At 74.1% G+C, this 19,596-nt stretch carries 15 protein-coding genes, 2 pseudogenes and 1 riboswitch; of the genes and pseudogenes, 4 read left to right on the top strand and 13 right to left on the bottom strand.

Going from position 1 to position 19,596, the window contains the following annotated elements; genetic code table 11:
* Nucleotides 1–83: 83 nt before the first annotated feature.
* From IE180_RS19655 to IE180_RS19640, 4 genes are all read right to left on the bottom strand, one after another.
* Entirely contained in the window at nucleotides 84–1,592 is a 1,509-nt protein-coding gene (locus tag IE180_RS19655; RefSeq protein ID WP_190158193.1) for a DUF4246 domain-containing protein, read from the bottom strand.
* A gap of 298 nt (nucleotides 1,593–1,890) precedes the next feature.
* The gene (locus IE180_RS19650; protein ID WP_190158192.1) at nucleotides 1,891–3,828 is read right to left on the bottom strand and encodes an ABC transporter permease; all 1,938 of its coding nucleotides are present in this window, start codon (nucleotides 3,826–3,828) and stop codon (nucleotides 1,891–1,893) included.
* A 94-nt stretch (nucleotides 3,829–3,922) separates the two neighbouring features.
* A complete protein-coding gene (modA, locus tag IE180_RS19645; protein WP_190158191.1) occupies nucleotides 3,923–4,738 on the bottom strand; it encodes a molybdate ABC transporter substrate-binding protein in 816 nt (271 codons plus the stop codon).
* Between the two features lie 95 nt (nucleotides 4,739–4,833).
* Nucleotides 4,834–5,223 (bottom strand): TOBE domain-containing protein, encoded by a 390-nt coding sequence (locus IE180_RS19640; RefSeq protein WP_190158190.1) that lies wholly within the window; start codon nucleotides 5,221–5,223, stop codon nucleotides 4,834–4,836.
* A gap of 495 nt (nucleotides 5,224–5,718) precedes the next feature.
* Here IE180_RS19640 and IE180_RS19635 point away from each other — a divergent pair, with 495 nt between their 5' ends.
* On the top strand, nucleotides 5,719–5,943 hold the full coding sequence (locus IE180_RS19635) for a hypothetical protein (protein ID WP_190158189.1): 225 nt from the start codon (nucleotides 5,719–5,721) through the stop codon (nucleotides 5,941–5,943).
* A gap of 309 nt (nucleotides 5,944–6,252) precedes the next feature.
* Here IE180_RS19635 and IE180_RS19630 read toward each other — a convergent pair whose 3' ends face one another.
* The 4 genes from IE180_RS19630 to IE180_RS19615 form a co-directional block, all read right to left on the bottom strand.
* Nucleotides 6,253–6,975 carry an IclR family transcriptional regulator gene (locus tag IE180_RS19630; RefSeq protein WP_190158188.1) on the bottom strand — a complete coding sequence of 241 codons (723 nt, stop codon included), beginning with the start codon at nucleotides 6,973–6,975 and terminating at the stop codon, nucleotides 6,253–6,255.
* A gap of 190 nt (nucleotides 6,976–7,165) precedes the next feature.
* Nucleotides 7,166–7,306, bottom strand: a riboswitch (SAM riboswitch).
* A gap of 180 nt (nucleotides 7,307–7,486) precedes the next feature.
* Nucleotides 7,487–8,518, bottom strand: coding sequence for an NAD(P)/FAD-dependent oxidoreductase (locus IE180_RS19625; protein WP_190158187.1), 1,032 nt, complete (start codon nucleotides 8,516–8,518; stop codon nucleotides 7,487–7,489).
* A complete protein-coding gene (locus IE180_RS19620; RefSeq protein ID WP_373302799.1) occupies nucleotides 8,515–9,048 on the bottom strand; it encodes an isoprenylcysteine carboxyl methyltransferase family protein in 534 nt (177 codons plus the stop codon). Before IE180_RS19620 ends, IE180_RS19625 begins: the two co-directional genes overlap by 4 nt.
* Before the next feature lie 16 nt (nucleotides 9,049–9,064).
* Nucleotides 9,065–10,177, bottom strand: a complete 1,113-nt coding sequence (locus IE180_RS19615; RefSeq protein WP_190158186.1) for a type III polyketide synthase — start codon at nucleotides 10,175–10,177, stop codon at nucleotides 9,065–9,067.
* A 78-nt stretch (nucleotides 10,178–10,255) separates the two neighbouring features.
* On the opposite strand from IE180_RS19615, the gene IE180_RS19610 reads away from it, so the two are divergent.
* Nucleotides 10,256–11,155, top strand: coding sequence for a UbiA family prenyltransferase (locus IE180_RS19610; RefSeq protein ID WP_190158185.1), 900 nt, complete (start codon nucleotides 10,256–10,258; stop codon nucleotides 11,153–11,155).
* Here IE180_RS19610 and IE180_RS19605 read toward each other — a convergent pair.
* From IE180_RS19605 to IE180_RS19590, 5 genes and pseudogenes are all read right to left on the bottom strand, one after another.
* Complete coding sequence (locus IE180_RS19605) at nucleotides 11,152–11,691, bottom strand: hypothetical protein (protein ID WP_190158184.1); 540 nt, start codon at nucleotides 11,689–11,691, stop codon at nucleotides 11,152–11,154. The genes IE180_RS19610 and IE180_RS19605 overlap by 4 nt on opposite strands.
* Nucleotides 11,688–14,144, bottom strand: a complete 2,457-nt coding sequence (locus tag IE180_RS19600; protein WP_190158183.1) for a molybdopterin oxidoreductase family protein — start codon at nucleotides 14,142–14,144, stop codon at nucleotides 11,688–11,690. Before IE180_RS19600 ends, IE180_RS19605 begins: the two co-directional genes overlap by 4 nt.
* A 167-nt stretch (nucleotides 14,145–14,311) precedes the next feature.
* A pseudogene (locus IE180_RS37535) lies at nucleotides 14,312–14,634 on the bottom strand (hemerythrin domain-containing protein); the annotation flags it as partial.
* 74 nt (nucleotides 14,635–14,708) lie between these two features.
* On the bottom strand, nucleotides 14,709–15,950 hold the full coding sequence (locus IE180_RS19595) for a Rieske 2Fe-2S domain-containing protein (protein ID WP_190158182.1): 1,242 nt from the start codon (nucleotides 15,948–15,950) through the stop codon (nucleotides 14,709–14,711).
* A gap of 260 nt (nucleotides 15,951–16,210) precedes the next feature.
* Nucleotides 16,211–17,371 carry an enolase C-terminal domain-like protein gene (locus IE180_RS19590; RefSeq protein ID WP_190158181.1) on the bottom strand — a complete coding sequence of 387 codons (1,161 nt, stop codon included), beginning with the start codon at nucleotides 17,369–17,371 and terminating at the stop codon, nucleotides 16,211–16,213.
* A gap of 425 nt (nucleotides 17,372–17,796) precedes the next feature.
* Here IE180_RS19590 and IE180_RS36550 point away from each other — a divergent pair.
* Both IE180_RS36550 and IE180_RS19580 read left to right on the top strand, forming a co-directional pair.
* A pseudogene (locus IE180_RS36550) lies at nucleotides 17,797–18,393 on the top strand (MmyB family transcriptional regulator); the annotation flags it as partial.
* Between the two features lie 443 nt (nucleotides 18,394–18,836).
* Nucleotides 18,837–19,592, top strand: a complete 756-nt coding sequence (locus tag IE180_RS19580; RefSeq protein WP_190158284.1) for a (5-formylfuran-3-yl)methyl phosphate synthase — start codon at nucleotides 18,837–18,839, stop codon at nucleotides 19,590–19,592.
* The last annotated feature ends 4 nt before the right edge of the window (nucleotides 19,593–19,596 follow it).

Genomic DNA, 19,596 nt, shown 5'->3' with positions numbered 1-19,596 from the left:
GGAACCGGCCCGGCCCGGGGAACCAGCCCCGGGCCGGGCCGGCCGCGCACTCCGGGCCCGACCCCCTTCGGACGCGAAGGGGGTCAGTGCTCGCAGAGGGAGAACTCCCGCTCGTACAGCTGCTCGTTGTGTTCGTCGACGAAGAACTTGCGCTCCCGCATCAGTTGCTCGCGGTACTCCTCGGCCTGCTCGAGCGTCATGGTCGAGGTCTCGGACCACGGTTGCTGCGGTGGCACGTCGGAGGTCGAGACGATCTTCTCCGACGGGTCGACCAGGAAGAACGCGAGGATCTTGCGGTGTCCCGGGCGAGTGGGATCCGCGAGGCGGAACGGGCCGACGCGGTGCTGCAGGACGTTCGGGAACGCCAGGCAGCGGCCCGCCGGGGTCGCCGCCGATCCCAGCACCTGGCTCAACGCCTCTTCGTTCTCCAGGCCGTAGACCTCGCGCACACCGTTGTCGTCGTTCTGCTCGTACTCCGGGTCGTCGAGCGCCGCCCGGAAACCCAGCCGGCTCTCGGTGACGTTCTCGCTGTCCCAGTAGTAGATGCCGGTCGAGACGATCCGCTCGTTCAGCATCCCCTCGACGTGCCAGGAGCCACCCGCGTACTCGGGCTTCTCCGGTGTGAGGTGAAGAGTGGCGAGCTTCACGACGACCTGGAGACGGCGACCGCGCAGATCGACCCGGGCGGACTCGTCGGGCACCTCGGGCGGGGTGAAGACCGGGGCGTCCGGGACCACCGGGCGACGGTTCTCCCACCAGTCGTCCTGGGCCCGTTCCCACGCGCGGAGGGCTTCGGCATGGGCCTCGTCATCGCTGGAGGAGGACCTGTCCGGGCACACCGGCTCCGAGTCGTACCACCCGTAGGGATCGGCCTCGATCCGCAGGGGCCGCGGATGGCGCAGATCGGTGAGCACGTTCTCCAGCAGCGGGCGCATGCGCGCGAACAGGTCCGGCAGGACGGAGACGAGTTCGTGATGCGTCTCGGGATGGACGTTGTTGACGTACGAACGGAAGACGACCTCGCCGTCGTCACGGACGTCGACGTCCGTGGGCAGCCACTGGAACCTCTCCGAGAACTCGTACTTCGAGTAGGGGTTCGTCGGGTTCTGCCACGCCCGCTCGGGCGCGCCGCTCACCTCTCTCACCAGGCAGAACAGGGAGGGGTGAACCAGATCCAGCACCTGGCCGCCGGAGCCGGGATGCCAGTCCCGCTCTGCTTCGGGGACCTCCTCCAGAACCCGGACCGCCTCGCGCAGCCGGGACCTGAGCTTGTCGTCGATCAGCGTGTCCGACTGCCACACCCCGTCGACGGCGGACACCTCGACGCCGGTCCGTCCGTCCCGCAGCGCCGCGTAATGCGCGAGCTCGGCGAGCACGTAACGGACCTGCGCTTCGGTGAGGCCCTGGGCGACCGCTTCCCGCGTCCACCTGGCGACGACGTCGGCATCGTTCCTCTTGTCGAACCACCCCGGCTTCGCCCGGATGTGCGAGCTGCACCGCATCATCTGGAGTTCCCGCAGTGTTCGGGGCGTCGCGAACGGCAGGGAACGGGAAGCCTGAAAAGGCAGCGGGAAAGCGGACAGGCCGGTCAATTCTCTTGGTCCTCCCAGTCGGCGTGCGGTGGCGGGAAGAATACGTCAGCGGTCCGACACCCCGGCCGTGCGCCTGTCACCGCGGCCCGGAAGCCGGGGTTCGGCCACCACCCCACGGCCCGTACCGGAGGCCGGCCTCGCCCGGCCGCGCGAGGAAGGGTTCCGACGGCTCGGCCGGGAGCCTCCCGCGCGGCACGAAGCCGGGCGGGGCGGGCGAACACCTCGATGCCACGCAGCCGGCCCCGCACCGTGGAGGCGTCCTTCTCCGCCGTGTGCTCCCCGTTCCGTCCCGGTCGGATCAGAGGGTGATGACCGTCGTCTCGGTCGCCTTGACGCTGGTCCAGACGGACACCCCGTCGGCGAGGCCCAGTTCGGCGGCGGCCTGCGGGGTGACCTCGGCGACGAGGTCGGGTGCGGTGCCGGAGGTGATCAGGACGCGGAGGCGGCTGCCGCTGGTGGTGATCTCGCGTACGGTTCCGGGCCAGACGTTACGGGGGCTGCCGGCCGGCTTCTCGCGGTGGACGGACACGGCTTCGGGGGCGACGATCGCGAGCGCGGGGACGCCGGGGGGCGGCGGATCGGCCGCGACCAGGGTGCCGCCGCCGTCGAGCGCGAGGCCTTCCGCGGTGGTGGTTCCGGGCCAGGCGTTGCGGCCGAGCATCCGGGCGACCCACGGCGAGCGGGGGTGGCGGGCCACCTCGGCGGGACTGTCGTCCTGGAGGGCGCGGCCGTCGTCGAGGACGAGGACGCGGTCGGCGAGGGAGACGGCCTCTACGGGGTCGTGGGTGACGATGAGGCAGACGCCGCCGAAGCGCGCGAGGTGGGTGCGCAGGGTGTGGCGTACGTGGGCGCGGGTGGTCTGGTCGAGGGCGGCGAGCGGTTCGTCGAGGACGAGCAGCCGGGGGCGGGCGGCGAGGGCCCGGGCCAGGGCGACGCGTTGGGCCTGGCCGCCGGAGAGTTGGGACGGCTTCCTGTGCCCCAGGTGCCCGACGCCGAGGCGGTCGAGCCATGCCTGTGCTTCACGGCGGGCCCCGGCGCGGGGGACGCCTTGGGCGCGGAGGCCGTAGGCGGTGTTGGCGAGTGCCGACATGTGGGGGAAGAGGGCGCCGTCCTGCGGCACCCAGGCGACCCGGCGGCGGTGCGGGGGCAGGCCGGTGACGTCGACGGCGCCGAGGGTGAGGCGGGCGTGGGCGCGGGGCGTGAGGCCGAGGAGGGCCCGGAGCAGGGTGGTCTTGCCGGCGCCGTTGGGGCCCACGACGGCGATGGTGGTGCCCGGTCCGGCGTCGAGGGTGAGCCGGGTGAAACCGGTGACCTCGGCGTGCAGCGCCCAGCGCTCCCCGGACTCCTTCGCCTCGGGAGGGACGGACGGGGGACCTTCCCCGGGATCGGGTTCGGCACCGGGGGCGGTGGTGACACGGCGGACGCGGTCGGCCGGGGCGCCGGTCCACCGTCCGCGCAGGGCGACGAGTACGGCCATGGCGACGGCGAGCAGCAGCAGCGATACGGAAGTCGCCGCTTCCGGTTCGTCCTGGAGGAGCAGGTAGACCTGGAGGGGGAGAGTCTGGGTGGTGCCGGGCAGGTTGCCGGCGAAGGTGATCGTGGCGCCGAACTCACCCAGCGCCCGCGCCCAGGTCAGGGCGGCGCCGGCGAGGACGCCGGGCGCGACCATGGGCAGGGTGACGGTGAAGAAGACCCGGACCGGCGGGGCGCCGAGCGAGGCCGCCGTCTCCTCGTACCGCGGCCGCAGCCCGCCGAGCGCGCCCTCCAGGCTGATGACCAGGAACGGCATGGCCACGAACGTCGCCGCGAGGACGGCACCCGAGGTGTGGAACGGCAGCGTGACGCCGAACGTCGACTCCAGCCACGGCCCGAGGAGCCCCCGCCGCCCGAAGGCGAGCAGCAGCGCCACACCGCCGACGGTCGGCGGCAGCACCATCGGCAGCAGCACCAGCGAGCGGACGAGGGCCTTGCCGGGGAAGGACACCCGGGCGAGGAACCAGGCCAGCGGCACCCCGAGCAGGAGGGAGAGGCCGAGCGCCCAGAAGGAGACCAGGAGCGAGAGCTTCAGCGCCTGGACCGTGCCGGGTGAGCTCAGGTGGCCGGCGAGTTCGCTCCACTCGGTCCGCGCGAGGACGCCGACCAGCGGGAGGGTCAGGAACGCCACGGCCGCCAGCGCGGGCAGCGCCAGGGTGAGGGGCGGACGGGCGCCGGAGGCGCGTGCGCCTGCTCGTTTCATCGATGGTCCCGAAGACGTGAGGGCGTGGGGAGGGCGAGGGGCTGTCCGTCCCCCGGTACGGACAGCCCCTCGCGATCTGGGTGCTCCCTGACGGTCACGGCTTCTGGAAGCCGGCGTCCTGGAGGATCTTCTGGCCCTCCGGGGAGGAGAGCCAGGCGACGAACGCGGTGGCGGCCCGGGTGTTCTCGGAGTCCTTGAGCGTAGCGGCCGGATACTGCGCGACGGCGTTCTGAGCGTCGGGGACCTCGACGGCGTCGACCGCGTCCCTGGCGCTCTCGGCGTCGGTCTTGTAGACGAGCCCCGCGTCGGCCTCGCCCAGCTCGACCTTGCTGAGCACCGCGCGGACGTTCGGCTCCTGGGAGACCGGCTTCACGGTGATCTTCTGGGCGTCGAGGATCTTCTTGCTGTACTTGCCGGCCGGTACCTCGGGGGCGGCGAGGACGACCTTGAGCCTGGTGTCCCCGAGGTCCTTCAGCTCGTCGATCTTGAAGGGGTTGCCCTTGCCGGTGGCGATGACGAGCCGGTTCTTCGCGATGACCGTCGGGGTGCCCGTGTCGGCCCTGACCTTGTCCATGCTCTTGGTGTCGGCCGTGACCAGCACGTCGGCGGGAGAGCCCTGGGCGACCTGGGCGACGAGCTCCTGCGAGCCGGCGAAGGAGAAGGTGAGCTTCGTGCCCGGGTGCGCCTTCTCGTAGGCGGCACCGGCCGTCTTGAACACGTCCGTCAGGGACGCGGCCGCGAGGACGGTCAGGTTCGCCTGCGGCGCGGAGCTCGAGCCGGAGCCCGCCGAGCCGCCGGTGTCCTTCTCGGCGCCGTCGCTCGACGAGCAGGCCGCGAGCGGCACCAGCAGGGCTGCGGTGAGGACGGCGGCGGCCGTACGGCGTCCGGCGGGAGTGAGGGCGAGGGACATGGGGTCTGGTCTCCTGGGGACGGTCGGAAGGTGCGGTGGGAGGCCGGCCGCGGGGGCGGCCGAGACGTGTCGGCGGTGCGTGGGGGGTCGGGGGATCAGGTGCGGTCGATGTGCACGCTGGTCGACTTCACGCGGGCGGTGGCCCGCATGCCGACTTCCAGTCCCAGCTCCTCCACGGCCTCACGGGTGAGGAGGGAGACCAGCCGGTGCGGCCCGGCCTGGACGGTGACCTGGGCCGCGATGTCACCGAGCCTGATCGCCGTGACGATGCCCGGGAACGCGTTGCGTGCCGTCGTGTACGACACGTCCTCGTCGTCGCCCTGTGCGATCTCCACGGAGAACGCCGCGAGCGACTTGCCGTCGATGACGCGCCGGCCGCTCTCGTCGCGGTGGGTCGCGACCCGGCCCGCGTCCGCCCAGCGCCGGGCGGTGTCCGGGCTCACGCCGAGGAGACGGGCGGCCTGCCCGATGGTGTAGGACTGCATATGCGACACGGTAGGGCCCTGTTCCTGTCATCTGCAACAAACACGTAGGACCCTCCATCGCGGATGAGAGGTGGCTTGGAGGAAGGGACGACCGGACCTGTCCGGCGGTCTCAGCCCTCGGACGGAAAGGTGCCGGGAGGACGGTGGGCGCCGATCCGGATCCCGGTGACCGCGCTGACGTAGCGGGCGCCGCAGCGGTCGGACGGGACGACGAGCTGGGAACGGTCTCCGAACTCACTCCGAGCAGCCGCGCTGCCTGCCCAATGCTGTATGACGGCACCGTCGCACTCCAGGCCACGCTCCCGTCCCCGAGGCGCCTCGGCCCGGAGAGGCACGGCTCGTCTGCCGCGGCGTCAACACACGTACGTCAACACGCGTACGCCGAGTGCCCGTTCGACACCCGTCGGGTCGGTTTGGGCGCGACGGCCGACTGGGCAGCATCGACGTGCCGGAACGACCGCGAATCCCCAAGACCGAAGGGGCGAGGTGGCCCACATGCCCGACACGACTCCCGAACCGATCGCGACCTTCTGCGGAAAGTGCGACTGCGGATGCCCGCAGCTCTTCGTCGACGCGGACGCACCCGAGGACAGGCGCGTCCGTCTCACCGACGACTTCGGCCAGCAGGTGCAGATGAGCGAGGAACAGTTCGCCGACCTCGTCGCCCAGGCCAAGGCCGGTGCGCTGGACCGGTTCGCCGTGGTCACGGCCTCGCGGTGAGGCGAGCGTCCACCGACGGGCCGCCCCGCTCCCCGCACGGAACACGCGGGACCGGGCCGTCGGCGGACGCCGTCGGGCAGCGCGGTTCCGCCGATGAGTTCACGGCCCCCGGACGGCCCGCCCGGTGACGCGACCGTCCTCGACGGGAGTGCCACGTCCACGATCCGGTCGGTGAACCCCACCCAGCAGGTCCCGGCCCGGTGACGCCGTGGCCCACCGCCGTCACGGCCGGCACCGTGCCGGGCGCGGAGGGCCGCTGTCGGCACGTACTCCCCCCGTCACCTCCACCTCCCGCCGACGGCGCCACGATCAGGAGTGACGCATGGCGTCGGTGAGGCGGTCGGCCGCGTCGACGGCGGCCTTCGCGAGCCGGGCGCCGGGATGGCGGGTGAGGCGCTGGATCGGGCCGGTGACCGTGAGGGCGGCCACGACACGGTGGGCCGGGTCACGCACCGGCGCCGAGACGGAGGCCATCCCGGGTTCGCGTTCACCGATCGACTGGGCCCAGCCCCGCCGCCGTACGCCGCTGAGGGCGGTGGCCGTGAAGCGAGCCCCCTGCAGACCGTGGTGGTAGCGCTCGGGGTCCTCCCAGGCGAGCAGGACCTGGGCGGCGGAGCCCACCTTCATGGGGAGCGCGGAGCCGACGGGCACGATGTCGCGCAGGCCGGCGGCCCGTTCGGCGGCGGCGACGCAGACGCGCACCTCGCCCTGGCGGCGGTAGAGCTGCGTGCTCTCGCCGGTGGTGTCCCGGAGCGAGGTGAGGACCGGGCCGGCCGCGACCAGCAGGCAGTCCTCGCCCGCGACGGCCGAGAGTTCGGCGAGTCGAGGACCGAGGACGAAGCGACCCCGCAGGTCCCGGGCGACCATGCGGTGGCGTTCGAGCGCGGTGGCGAGCCGGTGGGCCGTGGGCCGCGCCAGGCCGGTGGCGGCGACCAGCTCGGCCAGGGTGGCCGGGCCCGACGCCAGCGCGCCGAGGATCACCGCGGCCTTGTCGAGGACACCCACGCCGCTGGAAATGTCGGATGCGTTCACGAAAAAGGGGTACTCCCGTCTCGTCCGCGCGTCATGACGCGCGGAGACCTCGCCCGGGGGAGGGCAGGTGTGGTCAGCGGTGAAGGGCCGAACGGGTCGGTCGACACACCGCGGCGGCCACGAGACGGGCACGGGAAAGGCCCGGCGTGGACAGAGCCCGGGCGGAAGGCAGCACAGAGAGCACCGTGTCTCCTCATCTTTTCCCGCGCCACGTTGGCGCGGGCCGGAGTTGGCACTGGACCCGACGGTGCGACGCGAACGTGGAGCGCCGAGACGACGGGGAGTTGCCGGGGCTTCGTAGGGCCGGTCCCTCCACCCCTCTGGATGATTCGCGAGGAACCATACAAGACTCCCGGGACGACCCGCCAACGGCTTTCCGGTCACGCGGCTCACACGGTCGGCAGGCCGTGCCGCTGCCGGGGCGATCGTGCCGCGGCCCCCGGCGCGGACGGGAGGTCGCAGGGCCGGTGCGGCGCCCGGCGCTCCCCGCCCGGTGCGCTGACGGCGACGGTCAGGCGAGCAGGTTCACGGCGCTCCGGAACAGGCCGGGGAACCGGTCGGCCGCCGGCACGATCAGGGGGGCCAGGGGTGGCTGGTTCCGGGCCCAGAGCAGGGACTTCGTCAGGAGGCGGTAGCTGCGGGACAAGCGGCACCAGGCGGGTTCGTAGGCCTGCGGGCGGTCCTCGCGGAGGCAGCGCACGAGGGCGTCCGCCGCCGTCAGGGCGAGGGTGAGGCCCTCACCGGTCAGCGCGTCGACGTACCCGGCGGCGTCGCCGACGAACAGCACGCGGCCGGCCACCCGGGAACGGGCCTGCTGACGGAGCGGCCCGGCGCCCCTGACCGGTGTCCTGTCGGCGGTGCGCAGGCGGGCGGCCAGGCGGGGGAAACGGGCCAGCTGGTCGTCGAAGGGCAGTTGGCGTGAGGTGAGGATCGCGACGCCGATCTGCCGCGGCCCGAGGGGAGTGACGTACGCCTCGCAGTCGGCTGACCAGTGCACCTCGACCAGGTCGGTCCACGGCTCGACGGCGTAGTGGCGCCGCAGTCCGTACCGGGGCGTGCGCCGCCGGCCGGCGGCCGGCCGTACGGTCAGGCCCAGCGCGCGCCGGGTGGGCGAGTGCAGTCCGTCGGCCGCCACGAGATAGCGGGCGGTGATCCCGTCGGCGGTCACGCACGCCTCGGACTGGGTCACCCGGCGGACGCGGTGGGGGACGACCGGAACGCCGAGCTGGGCGGCCCGGGCGGCGAGTGCCTCGTGCAGCACGGTCCGGCGCACGCCGAGACCGGGCCCGGCGCGGAACCGGGCCTCGGCGCTCCGGCCGCCGGTGGCGTCGACATAGCGGATGCCTCGAAGGGGCGGGCCGGGCACCCGCACGTCGAGGGCTCTCAGAGCGTGCGCCGCCGAGGGCATCAGCCCCTCCCCGCAGGCCTTGTCGATCGGCGCCGGCCGCGGCTCGGCGACCACGACGTCGAAGCCCCGCCGCGCTCCGTGGATCGCGGTGGCCAGGCCCGCCGGTCCGCCGCCGACGACGAGGAGGTCGATCACGACGCGGCACCGGGGGAGGAGAGGGCGTGCGACGGCGCCAGCGCGGTGTCCTCGCAGCGGACGCGGACGGTGAGCAGGGCCGCGTTCAGGAGCGAGAAGCCCAGCGCGGTCAGCCAGGCGGTGTGCACCAGGGGCAGGGCCGCGCCCTCGACGACGACCGCGACGTAGTTGGGGTGCCGGAAGCGACGGTAGGGACCGGAGGCGACGAGCGGGAGCTCGGGGACGATCAGCACCCGGGTGTGCCAGCGGGGCCCCAGCGTGCCGATGCACCACCACCGCAGGGCTTGGGCGGCCAGCGTGAGGGCGAGCGCGGGCCAGCCGAGCAGCGGCAGGAAGGGCCGGTCGGCCGCCCAGGGCTCGACGAGACAGCCGAGGAGGAGCGCCGCGTGCAGGGCGACCATGACCGGGTAGTGCCCGGCGCCGTACTCGCGGGCGCCCCGGGCCCGGCTCCAGGCACCGTTGCGCCGCGCCACGGCGAGTTCCACGAAGCGTTCGGCGACGACCAGCAGGACCAGCACGGTGTACGGCATCAGGGCCACGACGGACTCACCAGGCCAGGAGGACGAGTTCGGACGAGAAGCCGGGCCCGAAGGCGAGCATCAGGCCGATCGTCCCGGGCGGCGGCCGGTGGGCCTGCACGTCCTTCAGGACCTGCAGCACCGACGCGGAGGACAGGTTGCCGTGGGCGGCCAGGGCGCGGCGGCTCGCCGCGAGGGCCGAACCCGGCAGACCGAGCCCTTCGGCGAGCGCGTCCAGGACCTTCGGGCCGCCGGGGTGGCAGATCCACGCCCCCACGTCCCCGGGCTTGAGGTCGTGCGCGGCGAGGAAGGACTCCACCTCCTCGGTGACGTGCAGCCCGACGAGTGCGGGGAGTTCCGGCCCGAGGACCATGCGGAAGCCCCAGTCGCCGACGTCCCACCCCAACAGGTGCTCGGTCCCGGGGTACAGGCGGCTGCGCGCCGCCACGACGCTCGGCACGGAGGACCCGGACGGCTGCGGTGCCGTGCGCGAGGAGGCGGACGCCCGCGATGTCGTACGCGAGGACGTGGGGGAGTGGTCGCCGCCGACGGCCACGAGGGCGGCGGCTCCGTCCCCGAACAGACCGCCCGCCACCAGGTTCGCCATCGACGTGTCGGCGCGCTGCAGGGTGAGCGAGCACAGCTCGGTGGAGAGGAGGAGCGCGGTGCCGCCCGGCCGGCCGTCGAGGAAGTCGTGGACGCGGGCCAGACCGGCGGCTCCCGCGGAGCACCCGAGCCCGAACAGGGGCGTGCGCCTGACGTCGGGCCGCAGACCGACCCGTGCCGCGACGCGTGCCTCCAGGGAAGGCGTCGCGATGCCGGTCACGGTCGTCGAGACGACCAGGTCGACGTCCTCCGGGCGGACGCCGGCGTCCTGGAGGACCCGTGTGGCGGCTTCGGAGCCCAGCGCGGTGGCCAGTTCGACGAAGAGGCGGTTGGTCTCGCCGAAGGCACCGAGATCGCGGTAACGGTCGAGGGGCAGGGCGAGATGACGGCTCTCCACGCCGGCCGCCGCGTGCAGTCGGCGCACGAGTTCCCTCTCGGGCCCGGGCGGCAGGCCGGAGACGAGGTCTTCGGTGATCTCGTGCTGCATGTAGCGGTGCGGGGGGAAAACCGTGCTCACCGCGAGGACGCGCGTCATTGCTCCAACATAGGGACGGTGGGGCGCCGACACCCTCAACCCGGCGGTCGTGGGCGCGCCGTCGCCTAGCGTGGTGCGGTGCGCCCCACCACGGACGAAGGACCCCACCGCCTCGCCGCCCCGGCTGTTCCCGGCACGACGGAACGCCGTTTCGTCGTCGGTCTGCTGAGGGCGAGTCACCCGGTGCCGGCGGCGACGGTGACGGTCCTCGCGGCGCTGCTGGCCGCCGCGTCCGGACTGGACGTCGCCCCGGCGGCCGGCGCGGTGGCCGCGGTCGCCGCGGGCCAGTTGTCGATCGGCTGGTGCAACGACCGGCTGGACCTGCGGCGCGACCGGACCGCCGGACGACGTGACAAGCCCCTGGCCACGGGGGCCGCACGGCCGGGCGCGGTGGGCGCGGCGGCCTGCGCGGCCCTGCTGGTCTGCGTCCCCCTGTCGCTCGGGTGCGGCCTCCTGGCCGGCGCGGTGCACCTCGGCTGCGTCGCCGCGGGATGGACGTACAACCTGTGGCTCAAACGGACGGTCCTCTCCTGGCTGCCGTACGCCGTCGCCTTCGGGCTGCTGCCCGCGTTCCTGACGCTGGCCCTTCCGGGGCGCCCCTGGCCGCCCCTGTGGCTGACCGTCGCGGCGGCGCTCCTGGGGACCGGTGCCCACTTCGCCAACGTCCTGCCGGACATCGAGGACGACCTCGTGGGCGGGGTGCGCGGGCTCCCGCAGAGAATGGGCCGGCGCGGGTCCACGGCGTCGGCCGCGGTCCTGACCCTCGCCTCCTGCGTGATGCTGACGGCGGGCCCGACGGGCCGGGTGTCGCCGGCCGGGGCGGGCCTGATCGGCGTGACCCTCGCGCTCTGCGTCCTGGCGGTGGCCGGGCCGCCCGCCCTGATGCGCGGACGCGTGCCTTTTGTCGCCGTCCTGGCCATGGCCGGCCTCGACGCCGCGCTCCTGGTACTGGCCGGAAGCGCGCCGCCCGTCGACTAGTCGACCAGGGCCCGGCCCGAAGCGCCCCGGTCCCCGTGGGTTCGGAGAGCGGTGAGGATCTGCGGTGAGAGCGCCTTGATCATGGCGTTGGTCCAGCGCATCTGCCGCAGCGTCCGCGGGTGGCACGCGGAGGACAGGGCCAGGAGCCGGTCGTCCTTCGCCGCCTGGGCGTACTGGGCGAGCATCTCCCAGTACAGGGAGTTCTCGGCCGCCGCCAGGTGGAGGGAGCGCAGGTCGCGCAGGAGGAGGAGACCGGGCTCCGGTGGATGCCCCGGCGGTTCGGCGGTCTTCTCCCGCACCGCGGAGAGCAGGCCTTCGCCCGGCTCCTCCTCCGTGCCGCCCTTCAGGTCGAGCCCGTGGGCCCGGGCCGCGTCCGCGATGCGGTCGGCGTGCTCGTCGGACCAGCGGGCGAGATCGGTGGCGACGTGGTGGACCTCGTGGTCCGTGCGGTGGCGGTCCGCGACGGCCACGAGCTCCTGCTCCAGGTGGCGCTCGCCGTGGTGGAGCGCACGCAGGGTGAGGGCGACGCCGCTCATGGCCGTTCCTCCGTCGCGTGGGCCCGCGGTCCTCCGGCGGTGGCCGGGACACCGTCCGGCGCGGACGGCGCGGAGGCGGTGTTGGTCGGGGCGGGAGCCGGTGTGCCGTCACCGCGCGCGACGCGTTCGACGCGGGCCGCGGCCGTCTTGAACAGGGGCTGCTTGGAAGCCGGGTCCCAGTCGGTGATCGTCGTCTCGTTGGCGGCCCTGCCTTCGGACGGCGAGGCCGGTCCATGGCCCCCGGGGGTGTCCCAGTAGCCGTAGTGGAAGGGCACGAAGACGAGCCCGTCGCGGATGTCGGTGATCCGGACGCGGGCCTGCAGCGACCCCCGCGGCGTGGTGATCCGGGCGAGGTCCCCCTCGCGGAGGTCCCGCGCGGCGGCCTCGGCGGGGCTCAGCTCCGCCCACACCTCCGGGGCCGCGGCGTCGAGCTGCGGCACCCGGCCGGTCTTGGTGCGGGTGTGGAAGTGGTAGAGGGTGCGGCCGGTGGTCAGCTGGAGGGGGTACTCCTCGCTGGTGTCCTCGTGCGGCGGGAGGTACTCGGCGGCCTTGACGACCGCCTTGCCGTCGGGGTTGAGCGACCGGTACTCGACCACTTCCACGGGCGCGCCGGTGACCAGGTCCTTGCCGTAGCTCTCGCAGACGTCGGGATGCGCCCAGCTGATGCCCTCGGTGTAGAGGCGTTCGGTGCCGTCGGGGGCGTCCTCGTTGCAGGGCCACTGGATGCCGCTGCCGCCCCGCAGCCTCTCGTACGTCAGACCCGTGTAGTCGCACGGCCGGCCGGCGCTGCAGCGTTTCCACGCCTCGAACGCCTCCTCGGGCGTGCTCCACGTGATCAACGGCCCGCCGTCGCGGTCGCGGAAGTCCATGCGCCGTGCGTAGTCCAGGAAGACGTCCAGGTCGGGGCGGCTCGCCCCGGGCGGTTCGACCGCCTTCTCCGAGAGGTGGACGGTGCGGTCGGCGTTGGTGAACGTGCCGGTCTTCTCCCCCCACGTCGCGGCCGGCAGGACCACGTCGGCCAGCTGCGCGGTCTCCGTGAGGAAGAGGTCCTGGACGACCGTGAAGAGGCGCTCCTGCCCGAGGATGCCGCGGATGCGGGCGAGTTCCGGCAGGGACACGGCCGGATTGGTGCCGCTGATCCACAGCATGCGCACCGAACCCTGTTCGGCGTAGCGGAAGATCTGCATCGCCGGGGTCGGCGGGGCGTAGTGGGGGATGGCCGACGGGTCGACGTTCCAGATCCGGGCCAGTTCGGCGACGTGCTGGTCGTTCTGCCAGTTGCGGAAACCCGGCAGGTCGCCGTTGGCGCCGGTCTCGCGGGTGTTCTGGGCGGTCGGCTGGCCGTTCATCTGCAGCACGCCGCAGCCCGGCCGGCCCAGCATCCCGCGGACCAGGTGCAGGTTGTTGACCTGGACGGCGGCCGCCGTGGCCTGGTGCGACTGGTAGACGCCCTGCAGCACCGTGGACAGGAGCCGCTCGGCACCGCCCAGCAGCTCCGCGGCCCGGCCGATGGCCGCGGCGGGCACGTCGCAGATCTTCGAGGCCCACGCGGGAGTGCACTCCGCGACCTGCTCGCGGAGTTCCTCGAAGCCCACCGTGTGCGACTCCACGAAGTCGTGGTCGATCCGGTCGGTCCGGACGATCTCGTGCAGGAGCGCGTTGAGCAGGGCGACGTTGGTTCCGAGGCGGGGCGCCAGGTGCACGTCGGCGTGCCGGGCCACCACGGTGGGGCGGGGGTCCACGCACAGCAGCCGCGGCGGGTCCTCGCCCTCCAGCCGGTCCAGCACCCGCATCCACAGCACCGGCTGCGTCTCGGCCATGTTGTGGCCGAACAGGGCGAGGGCGTCCGCGTGGTCGACGTCCGCGTACGAGCCGGGCTGGCCGTCGCAGCCGAACGACTCCTTCAGCGCCTCGGCCGCGGTGGAGGTGCACAGACGGGTGTTGCCGTCGAGGTGGTTGGTGCCGATCCCGGCGCGGGCCAGGACGGCCAGGGTGTAGTACTCCTCCAGGAACAGCTGCCCGGTGGTGTAGAAGCCGATCGCTCCCGGCCCACGGGCGGAGAGGAGCTCGCGGGAGTGGTGCACCACGCGGCCCATGGCCGTGTCCCAGTCGCACTCGACCAGACGGCCGCCCTCCCGGACCAAGGGGGCGCGCAGCCGGTCGGCGGCATGGTTGGCCTGCCAGCCGAAGAGGTCCTTGGGCCCCAGCCGGCCCCGGTTCACCCGGTCCGCCGCACGTCCCCGGACGCCGACGATGCGGCCGTTCCGCACCGCGATGTCCATCGCGTCCCCGTTCGAATGCAGCACCGACGCGGACTGCACCCACTGCTCGACATCGGCCGTCGTGACGCCCTCGGCGAGATGCGTGTCCACCCGGGCCGGCCACGTCCCGCCGGAGCCGTAGGCGGTTCGTCCGCCCCAGGGCCGCGCGATCCGGTCGTTCGGAAACTCCATCCGACACCTCCGCCTTTCGGAGACCTGCGTCTACCCCGGGATCCTCCGGCCAAGCGGCGCCCGAGCCCCCGCGGTGTCCGCCCGGGACCGGCCGTTCGCACCGCCCCCACCGGCCCGCTCGGGCGGGCACCGGCCTGATCGACGGAACGCCCCCGGGCGCCCCAGCCCTCGCCGCGCCCGGTCATGGCGTCCCGCAGCCGGTCGACGGGGGCCGTGCCGGGAGCGAGGAGCTTGTCGGCCGGAGGCGTGCCGGGGGCGGAGGGGTGGGGACGGGTCGGGAGGGGTGGGGACGGGGCGGCGCCGTCTTCTCGGCCTGCCGCACCTTGTCGCCCGATTCGTTCAGCACGACCGCGGGGCACGCCCGGCACAGCCGGGGGAAGAGGTTGTCCTCCTCGTCGGCGACAGGGGAACGGATCGCGTTCACGAGCCGCATCCTCAGCCCGTCGAACCGAGGATCGTCTGCGGCGCAGCACTCCAGCTCCGTCATCATGCACCGGCCCCGTCACCCCGAAGGCCGACGCGGGGGAGGACCGATCCGAGCGGCACCACCGTGGACGCGCGGTCTCACCCGCCCGGCCGGGCGGGTGAGGGACTCGGGTCCCGGGAGGCGTCGCCTTCCCCGCCGTCGCGGGGGTGACCGGCGGGTGCGCCGTCGCAGCCGGCGGGGTCGCAGGGGGCGGCCGGGGGCCGCAGGGGGACGCCGTTGGCGCGCAGCACCTCGCGGACGTCCAGGATCACCGGGAAGACCTCGTGGTTGCGGTCCTCGCCCTGCTCGTCCCAGGCCCTCTGCTCCGCTTCGACGGCCATCCGGTCCTCGGCGAAGACGCGCTCGGCGAAACGGCGGATGAACGGCCAGGCCACATGGAGGGCGGCGGGGATCCCGGGCTTCTCGATCATGAGCAGGCCGTAGGTACGGCACGTGCGCTGCTCGGCGTCCTCGGGCACGTACGCCGCCCAGAGCCGGAAGGCGGGGTGGTCGGCCCTCTCCGGAACCAGGTCGAGCGTCTGGTACGGGTACTGCGTGCGGATGGTCATGACATCGCTGGAGGCCGAACCGCCGATGCCCTCACCGGCCAACAGGCCCGCGCTGCGGTTCCGCTTCCCTCCGGTGTGCGTGAACAGGTACCGGGCCTCCACCGTCCGCCCGTCGGCCCGGTGGCCCAGGAGCTCCGGGTGCAGCCTGCCCACGACGCCCCGGTGGAGGAACTGGTGGTTCATGTCGAGCAGGTTCTCGTGCATGAAGGAGTAGTGGCACCGCACGGTCCGGGAGAAGGTCATGGTCCGGTACTTCGGCGAACCGTGGGCCGGCAGTTCGGGGAACGCGGTCCCCGCGGCCTTCTCCGGGTCACCGGGGAAGACGAAGACCAGACCGTACGCCTCGCGGACGGGGTAGCCGCGCACCCCGCGCGGCGGCCGGCCGTCCCCCTTGGAGAGATAGGGGATCTGGGAGATGCGGCCGTCACCGCGGTAGGCCCAGGCGTGGTAGCAGCAGCGGAGCGTCTCGCCCTCCACCACGCCCATGCTCAGGGGGACCTGCCGGTGCGCGCACCGGTCCTCCAGGGCGTGTACGGCGCCGCTCTCACCGCGGTAGAGCGCGATGCGCTCGCCGGCGAACGCGGTCGCGTACGCCCGCCCCCGGCGCACCTTCCTCGACAGCGCGACCGGGTACCAGTGGTCCGGGTGCGCGCCCACGCGCCGCAGGTCGGGAAGGCCCGCGGACCGCGGCGCCGTGTGCCCGGAGCGCTGGACGCCGTCGCGGCTGGGGACGGGCGGCGTGATGCCGCCGCCCGTCTGCGTCTCGGCCATGCGCACTCCCTCTGTTCCGTCGGGTGGGGCACCGGGCACGCGGGGTTCCGGCGCGCGTGGTCCGGTGGAGCCGGCCCGCACCGGCCCGCCGAGCGACCGACGGGGTCCCGGCACCGTTCCATCCTGGCCTCCCGCCGTCGGCGACGCCCCGAGGGCGGGGCCGCGCGGGTGACCGACGCGCCGGTCCTCGCCGCGGTCACCGGGCCGGCCGGCGGGTGCCTCCGGCCCCGGGCGGCCGAGGTGCCGCTCCTCAGCGCGTTTCACTTCTCCCCGCGCGCGTCCTGGCCGACGGGGCGCGCCCCGTACACGCGGAAGCGCTCGGCGTCGGCCCACTTGACGTCCAGGCCCAGGCCGGGGCGGGCGGGGTCGGGCCGCAGAACACCGCCGACGGGCGACGGGGTGCCGTCGAACAGCAGTTCTTCGACCCGCGTGTGGTCGTGGAAGTACTCCAGGTGCCGCAGCCGGCGCACGGCGCAGAACGCGTGGGCGGAGACCGCCGGGGCGCAGTGGGCGGACAGGTCGAGGTGCCGGGCCGCCGCCAGACCGGCGATCTCCAGGAGGCCGGTGATGCCGCCGCAGCGGGTCACGTCGGCCTGCAGACAGTCCACGGCGGGGGGCTCCACGAGGTTGACGAAGTCCTGCGAGGTGAAGGCGTACTCGCCGGCGGCGATCTCCAGCCGTTCCGGGCCCCGGTCGCGCAGCAGACGCAGCCCTTCGAGGTCGGCCGAGCTGACGGGCTCCTCGAACCAGCGCACGTCCCACTCCTCGTGGAACCTGCGTGCCCAGTACAGGGCCTCCTTGCGGGAGAGCGCGCCGTTGGCGTCGGTGAAGAGCTCCACCCCGTCGCCGATCGCCTCGCGCACGGCCGTCAGGCGCCGAGGATCGCGTTCGGGCTCGCGCGAGGTCTTCAGCTTGAGCCGCGGGATGCCCCGGTCCACCCATCCGGCGAGCTGCTCGGCGAGCCGGTCGAGCGGGTAGTTCGTGAAGCCGCCGCTGCCGTACACCGGGACCCGGTCGTGATGGGCGGGCAGCAGGTGCACCAGCGGCAGGCCGAGCAGCCGGGCCTTGAGGTCCCACAGCGCCACGTCGACCGCCGAGCGCGCCATGGCGCCGACACCGGGCCGGCCGGCGTTGCGGATGTGCGCCCCCATGCGGTGCCACAGGGCCGGCGGCGCCAGGACTCCCCGCCCCTCGAGGAGCGGCGCGAGCTGCGAGGTGACGAAGGAGGCGACCGACACGTCTCCGTAGGTGTAGCCGAGGCCGGTCCTGTCACCGGCGTGCACCCGGACCAGGACCATCGTCGTGGAGTCCCATTCCAGGGTGCCGTCCTGCTCCCTGCCGCCGGGGCCGTCGGTGGGCACCTCGAAGGCGTGCACGTCGACCGCGTCGACGCGGTACTCGTTCGGTCCGGCTCCGGCCATCGCGTACTCCCTCGCGCGTACCCCCGACGTCGTCACAGGTGACCCGCCGGAGGCGTCGGCAAACGGGGCGGGGGCCACGGCGCGGCGCCGGGGCACCGTGGCGCCGTTCCGGGCGACCGCGGGCCGCCGGGCCCCGCCTCCGCCGGGGACCGGGGGTCGCGGTGCGCGCTCACCAGGCGTACGCCGTGCCGGGGGTCTGCGGGCCGCCGCGGACGTCGGCGGTGCCGGACAGGCCGGTGTTCGCCTCCTGCGTACCCGCCCCGCGAGGAACCGGCCGGTCAGAGGTGTGCGGTCACCCGGTCGCGCGGCCGGCCCCGGGCGGTCTCGCGCCCGGGGCCCGGGGCGCGGCGGCGGATCGTCACGGCGTGGACGGCGGCCGCGAGGCCGGGGGCGGCGACCGCGACCACGCCGAGGAGGACGGCGGTGCCCGCGCCGCCGAGGCCGACGAGGGACGCGGCGAGGCCGCCGAAGGCGAACCGGGCGAGCCCCAGCAGGGACGACGCCGTGCCCGCGACGCCGTCCCGGCGGTCGTGAGCAACGGCCGGACGGACGTCCTGGCCGCCGACCCGCCGGCCCGCGCCTTCTCCACCGACCCGTTCGCCGACCCCGACGACCAGGCCGACCTGGCCCGCTTCCAGTTCCTCGACCCCGCCTCCCGCCGCTTCTCCCCCGACGGGGAACGGCTCGCTGCCATGGCCGTGGCCATCCTGCGCCGCGAGGCCGGCCGGGATCCTCACGACAAGGGCCTGCACGATCCGATCGGGGAGCTGTCCACCCGCAGCGAGGGCTTCCGCGCCCGCTGGGGAGCCCACGACGTCCGCCGCCACGGCACCGGCACCAAGCGCTTCCACCACCCCACGGTCGGCGAGCTCACGCTCGCCTTCGAGGCCCTGGACCTGGCCGCCGAGCCCGGACTCCACAGGACCGTCCACACCGCCGAGCCCGGCTCCCCCTCCGAAGAGGGACTCCGCCTGCTCGCCTCGCGGGCCGCCACCGAAGCCGCCGGGACGACGGCGCGGAACCCCGGCGCCCGAAGCGGCCGTCCGGCCCTCCAGGGGGCGGAATCCGGGTCGGGCGGTGGTCCGGGGCCGCACGGTCCCTCCGTCACGGGCGAGCCACGTGCCGTCACCGAGCGGAAGGGCCGTGACTCCTGGTGCCCGCGGGCGGTCGAGTGCGGCGAGGGGCCTGGGGGCAGGGGCGTCGAGGAGGAGACGGGTGCCCTCCTCCGCACCCCACGCCGACCCCGAGCGCACAAGTGCGCACGGGGAGCGGTCGGCAGGTCCGGCGTGCGTCGGCAGGCGCCGGCGCACATCGCGTCACGCACGTGCCCTCACGCGCCTCCCGGAAGATCCGCGCGCCCTACCGCCGCCACGGGGCGGCGGAAAGGATGGGCCCACCGCACGTGAACCAGGTGATCCGCACCCCTGGCCCCGGCCGGGCGGACATGCGGCGGAAGGAGCCCATGGTGTTGCTTCTCATCTCCCCGGACGGTGTCGAGGAAGCCCTCGACTGTGCGAAGGCCGCGGAACACCTCGACATCGTCGACGTCAAGAAGCCCGACGAGGGCTCGCTGGGCGCCAACTTCCCCTGGGTCATCCGGGAGATACGCGACGCGGTGCCGGCGGACAAGCCGGTCTCCGCGACCGTGGGGGACGTGCCGTACAAGCCCGGTACGGTGGCGCAGGCCGCGCTCGGCGCGGTCGTCTCCGGCGCCACGTACATCAAGGTCGGCCTGTACGGCTGCACGACTCCCGAGCAGGGCGTCGAGGTCATGCGCGCGGTCGTCCGTGCGGTGAAGGACCACCGCCCCGAGGCACTCGTCGTCGCCTCGGGCTACGCCGACGCCCACCGCGTCGGCTGCGTCAACCCGCTCGCCCTGCCCGACATCGCCGCCCGCGCCGGTGCCGACGCGGCCATGCTGGACACCGCGATCAAGGACGGAACGCGCCTCTTCGACCACGTCCCGCCCGACGCCTGCGCCGAGTTCGTCCGGCGCGCCCACGCCTCCGGTCTGCTCGCCGCCCTCGCGGGCAGCGTCAAGCAGACCGATCTCGGTCCGCTGACCCGCATCGGCACGGACATCGTGGGCGTGCGGGGAGCGGTCTGCGCGGGCGGCGACCGCAACGCCGGGAGGATCCAGCCGCATCTGGTCGCCGCCTTCCGGGCGGAGATGGACCGGCAGGCCCGGGAACACGCCGTCGGCACCCCGGCCGTGAACTGACCGC

Origin of the sequence: Streptomyces litmocidini, from assembly GCF_014649755.1 — a bacterium.
Lineage (GTDB): Bacteria > Actinomycetota > Actinomycetes > Streptomycetales > Streptomycetaceae > Streptomyces > Streptomyces litmocidini.
This window is presented reverse-complemented; position numbering and strand designations above follow the sequence as displayed.

Excerpts from the sequence above, each read along its gene's own strand:
- IE180_RS19650 (WP_190158192.1), bottom strand. The coding sequence starts at position 3,828 with ATGAAACGAGCAGGCGCACGCGCCTCCGGCGCCCGTCCGCCCCTCACC.
- modA (WP_190158191.1), bottom strand. The coding sequence starts at position 4,738 with ATGTCCCTCGCCCTCACTCCCGCCGGACGCCGTACGGCCGCCGCCGTC.
- IE180_RS19640 (WP_190158190.1), bottom strand. The coding sequence starts at position 5,223 with ATGCAGTCCTACACCATCGGGCAGGCCGCCCGTCTCCTCGGCGTGAGC.
- IE180_RS19635 (WP_190158189.1), top strand. The coding sequence starts at position 5,719 with ATGCCCGACACGACTCCCGAACCGATCGCGACCTTCTGCGGAAAGTGC.
- IE180_RS19620 (WP_373302799.1), bottom strand. The coding sequence starts at position 9,048 with ATGCCGTACACCGTGCTGGTCCTGCTGGTCGTCGCCGAACGCTTCGTG.
- IE180_RS19615 (WP_190158186.1), bottom strand. The coding sequence starts at position 10,177 with ATGACGCGCGTCCTCGCGGTGAGCACGGTTTTCCCCCCGCACCGCTAC.
- IE180_RS19605 (WP_190158184.1), bottom strand. The coding sequence starts at position 11,691 with ATGAGCGGCGTCGCCCTCACCCTGCGTGCGCTCCACCACGGCGAGCGC.
- IE180_RS19600 (WP_190158183.1), bottom strand. The coding sequence starts at position 14,144 with ATGGAGTTTCCGAACGACCGGATCGCGCGGCCCTGGGGCGGACGAACC.
- IE180_RS19595 (WP_190158182.1), bottom strand. The coding sequence starts at position 15,950 with ATGGCCGAGACGCAGACGGGCGGCGGCATCACGCCGCCCGTCCCCAGC.
- IE180_RS19590 (WP_190158181.1), bottom strand. The coding sequence starts at position 17,371 with ATGGCCGGAGCCGGACCGAACGAGTACCGCGTCGACGCGGTCGACGTG.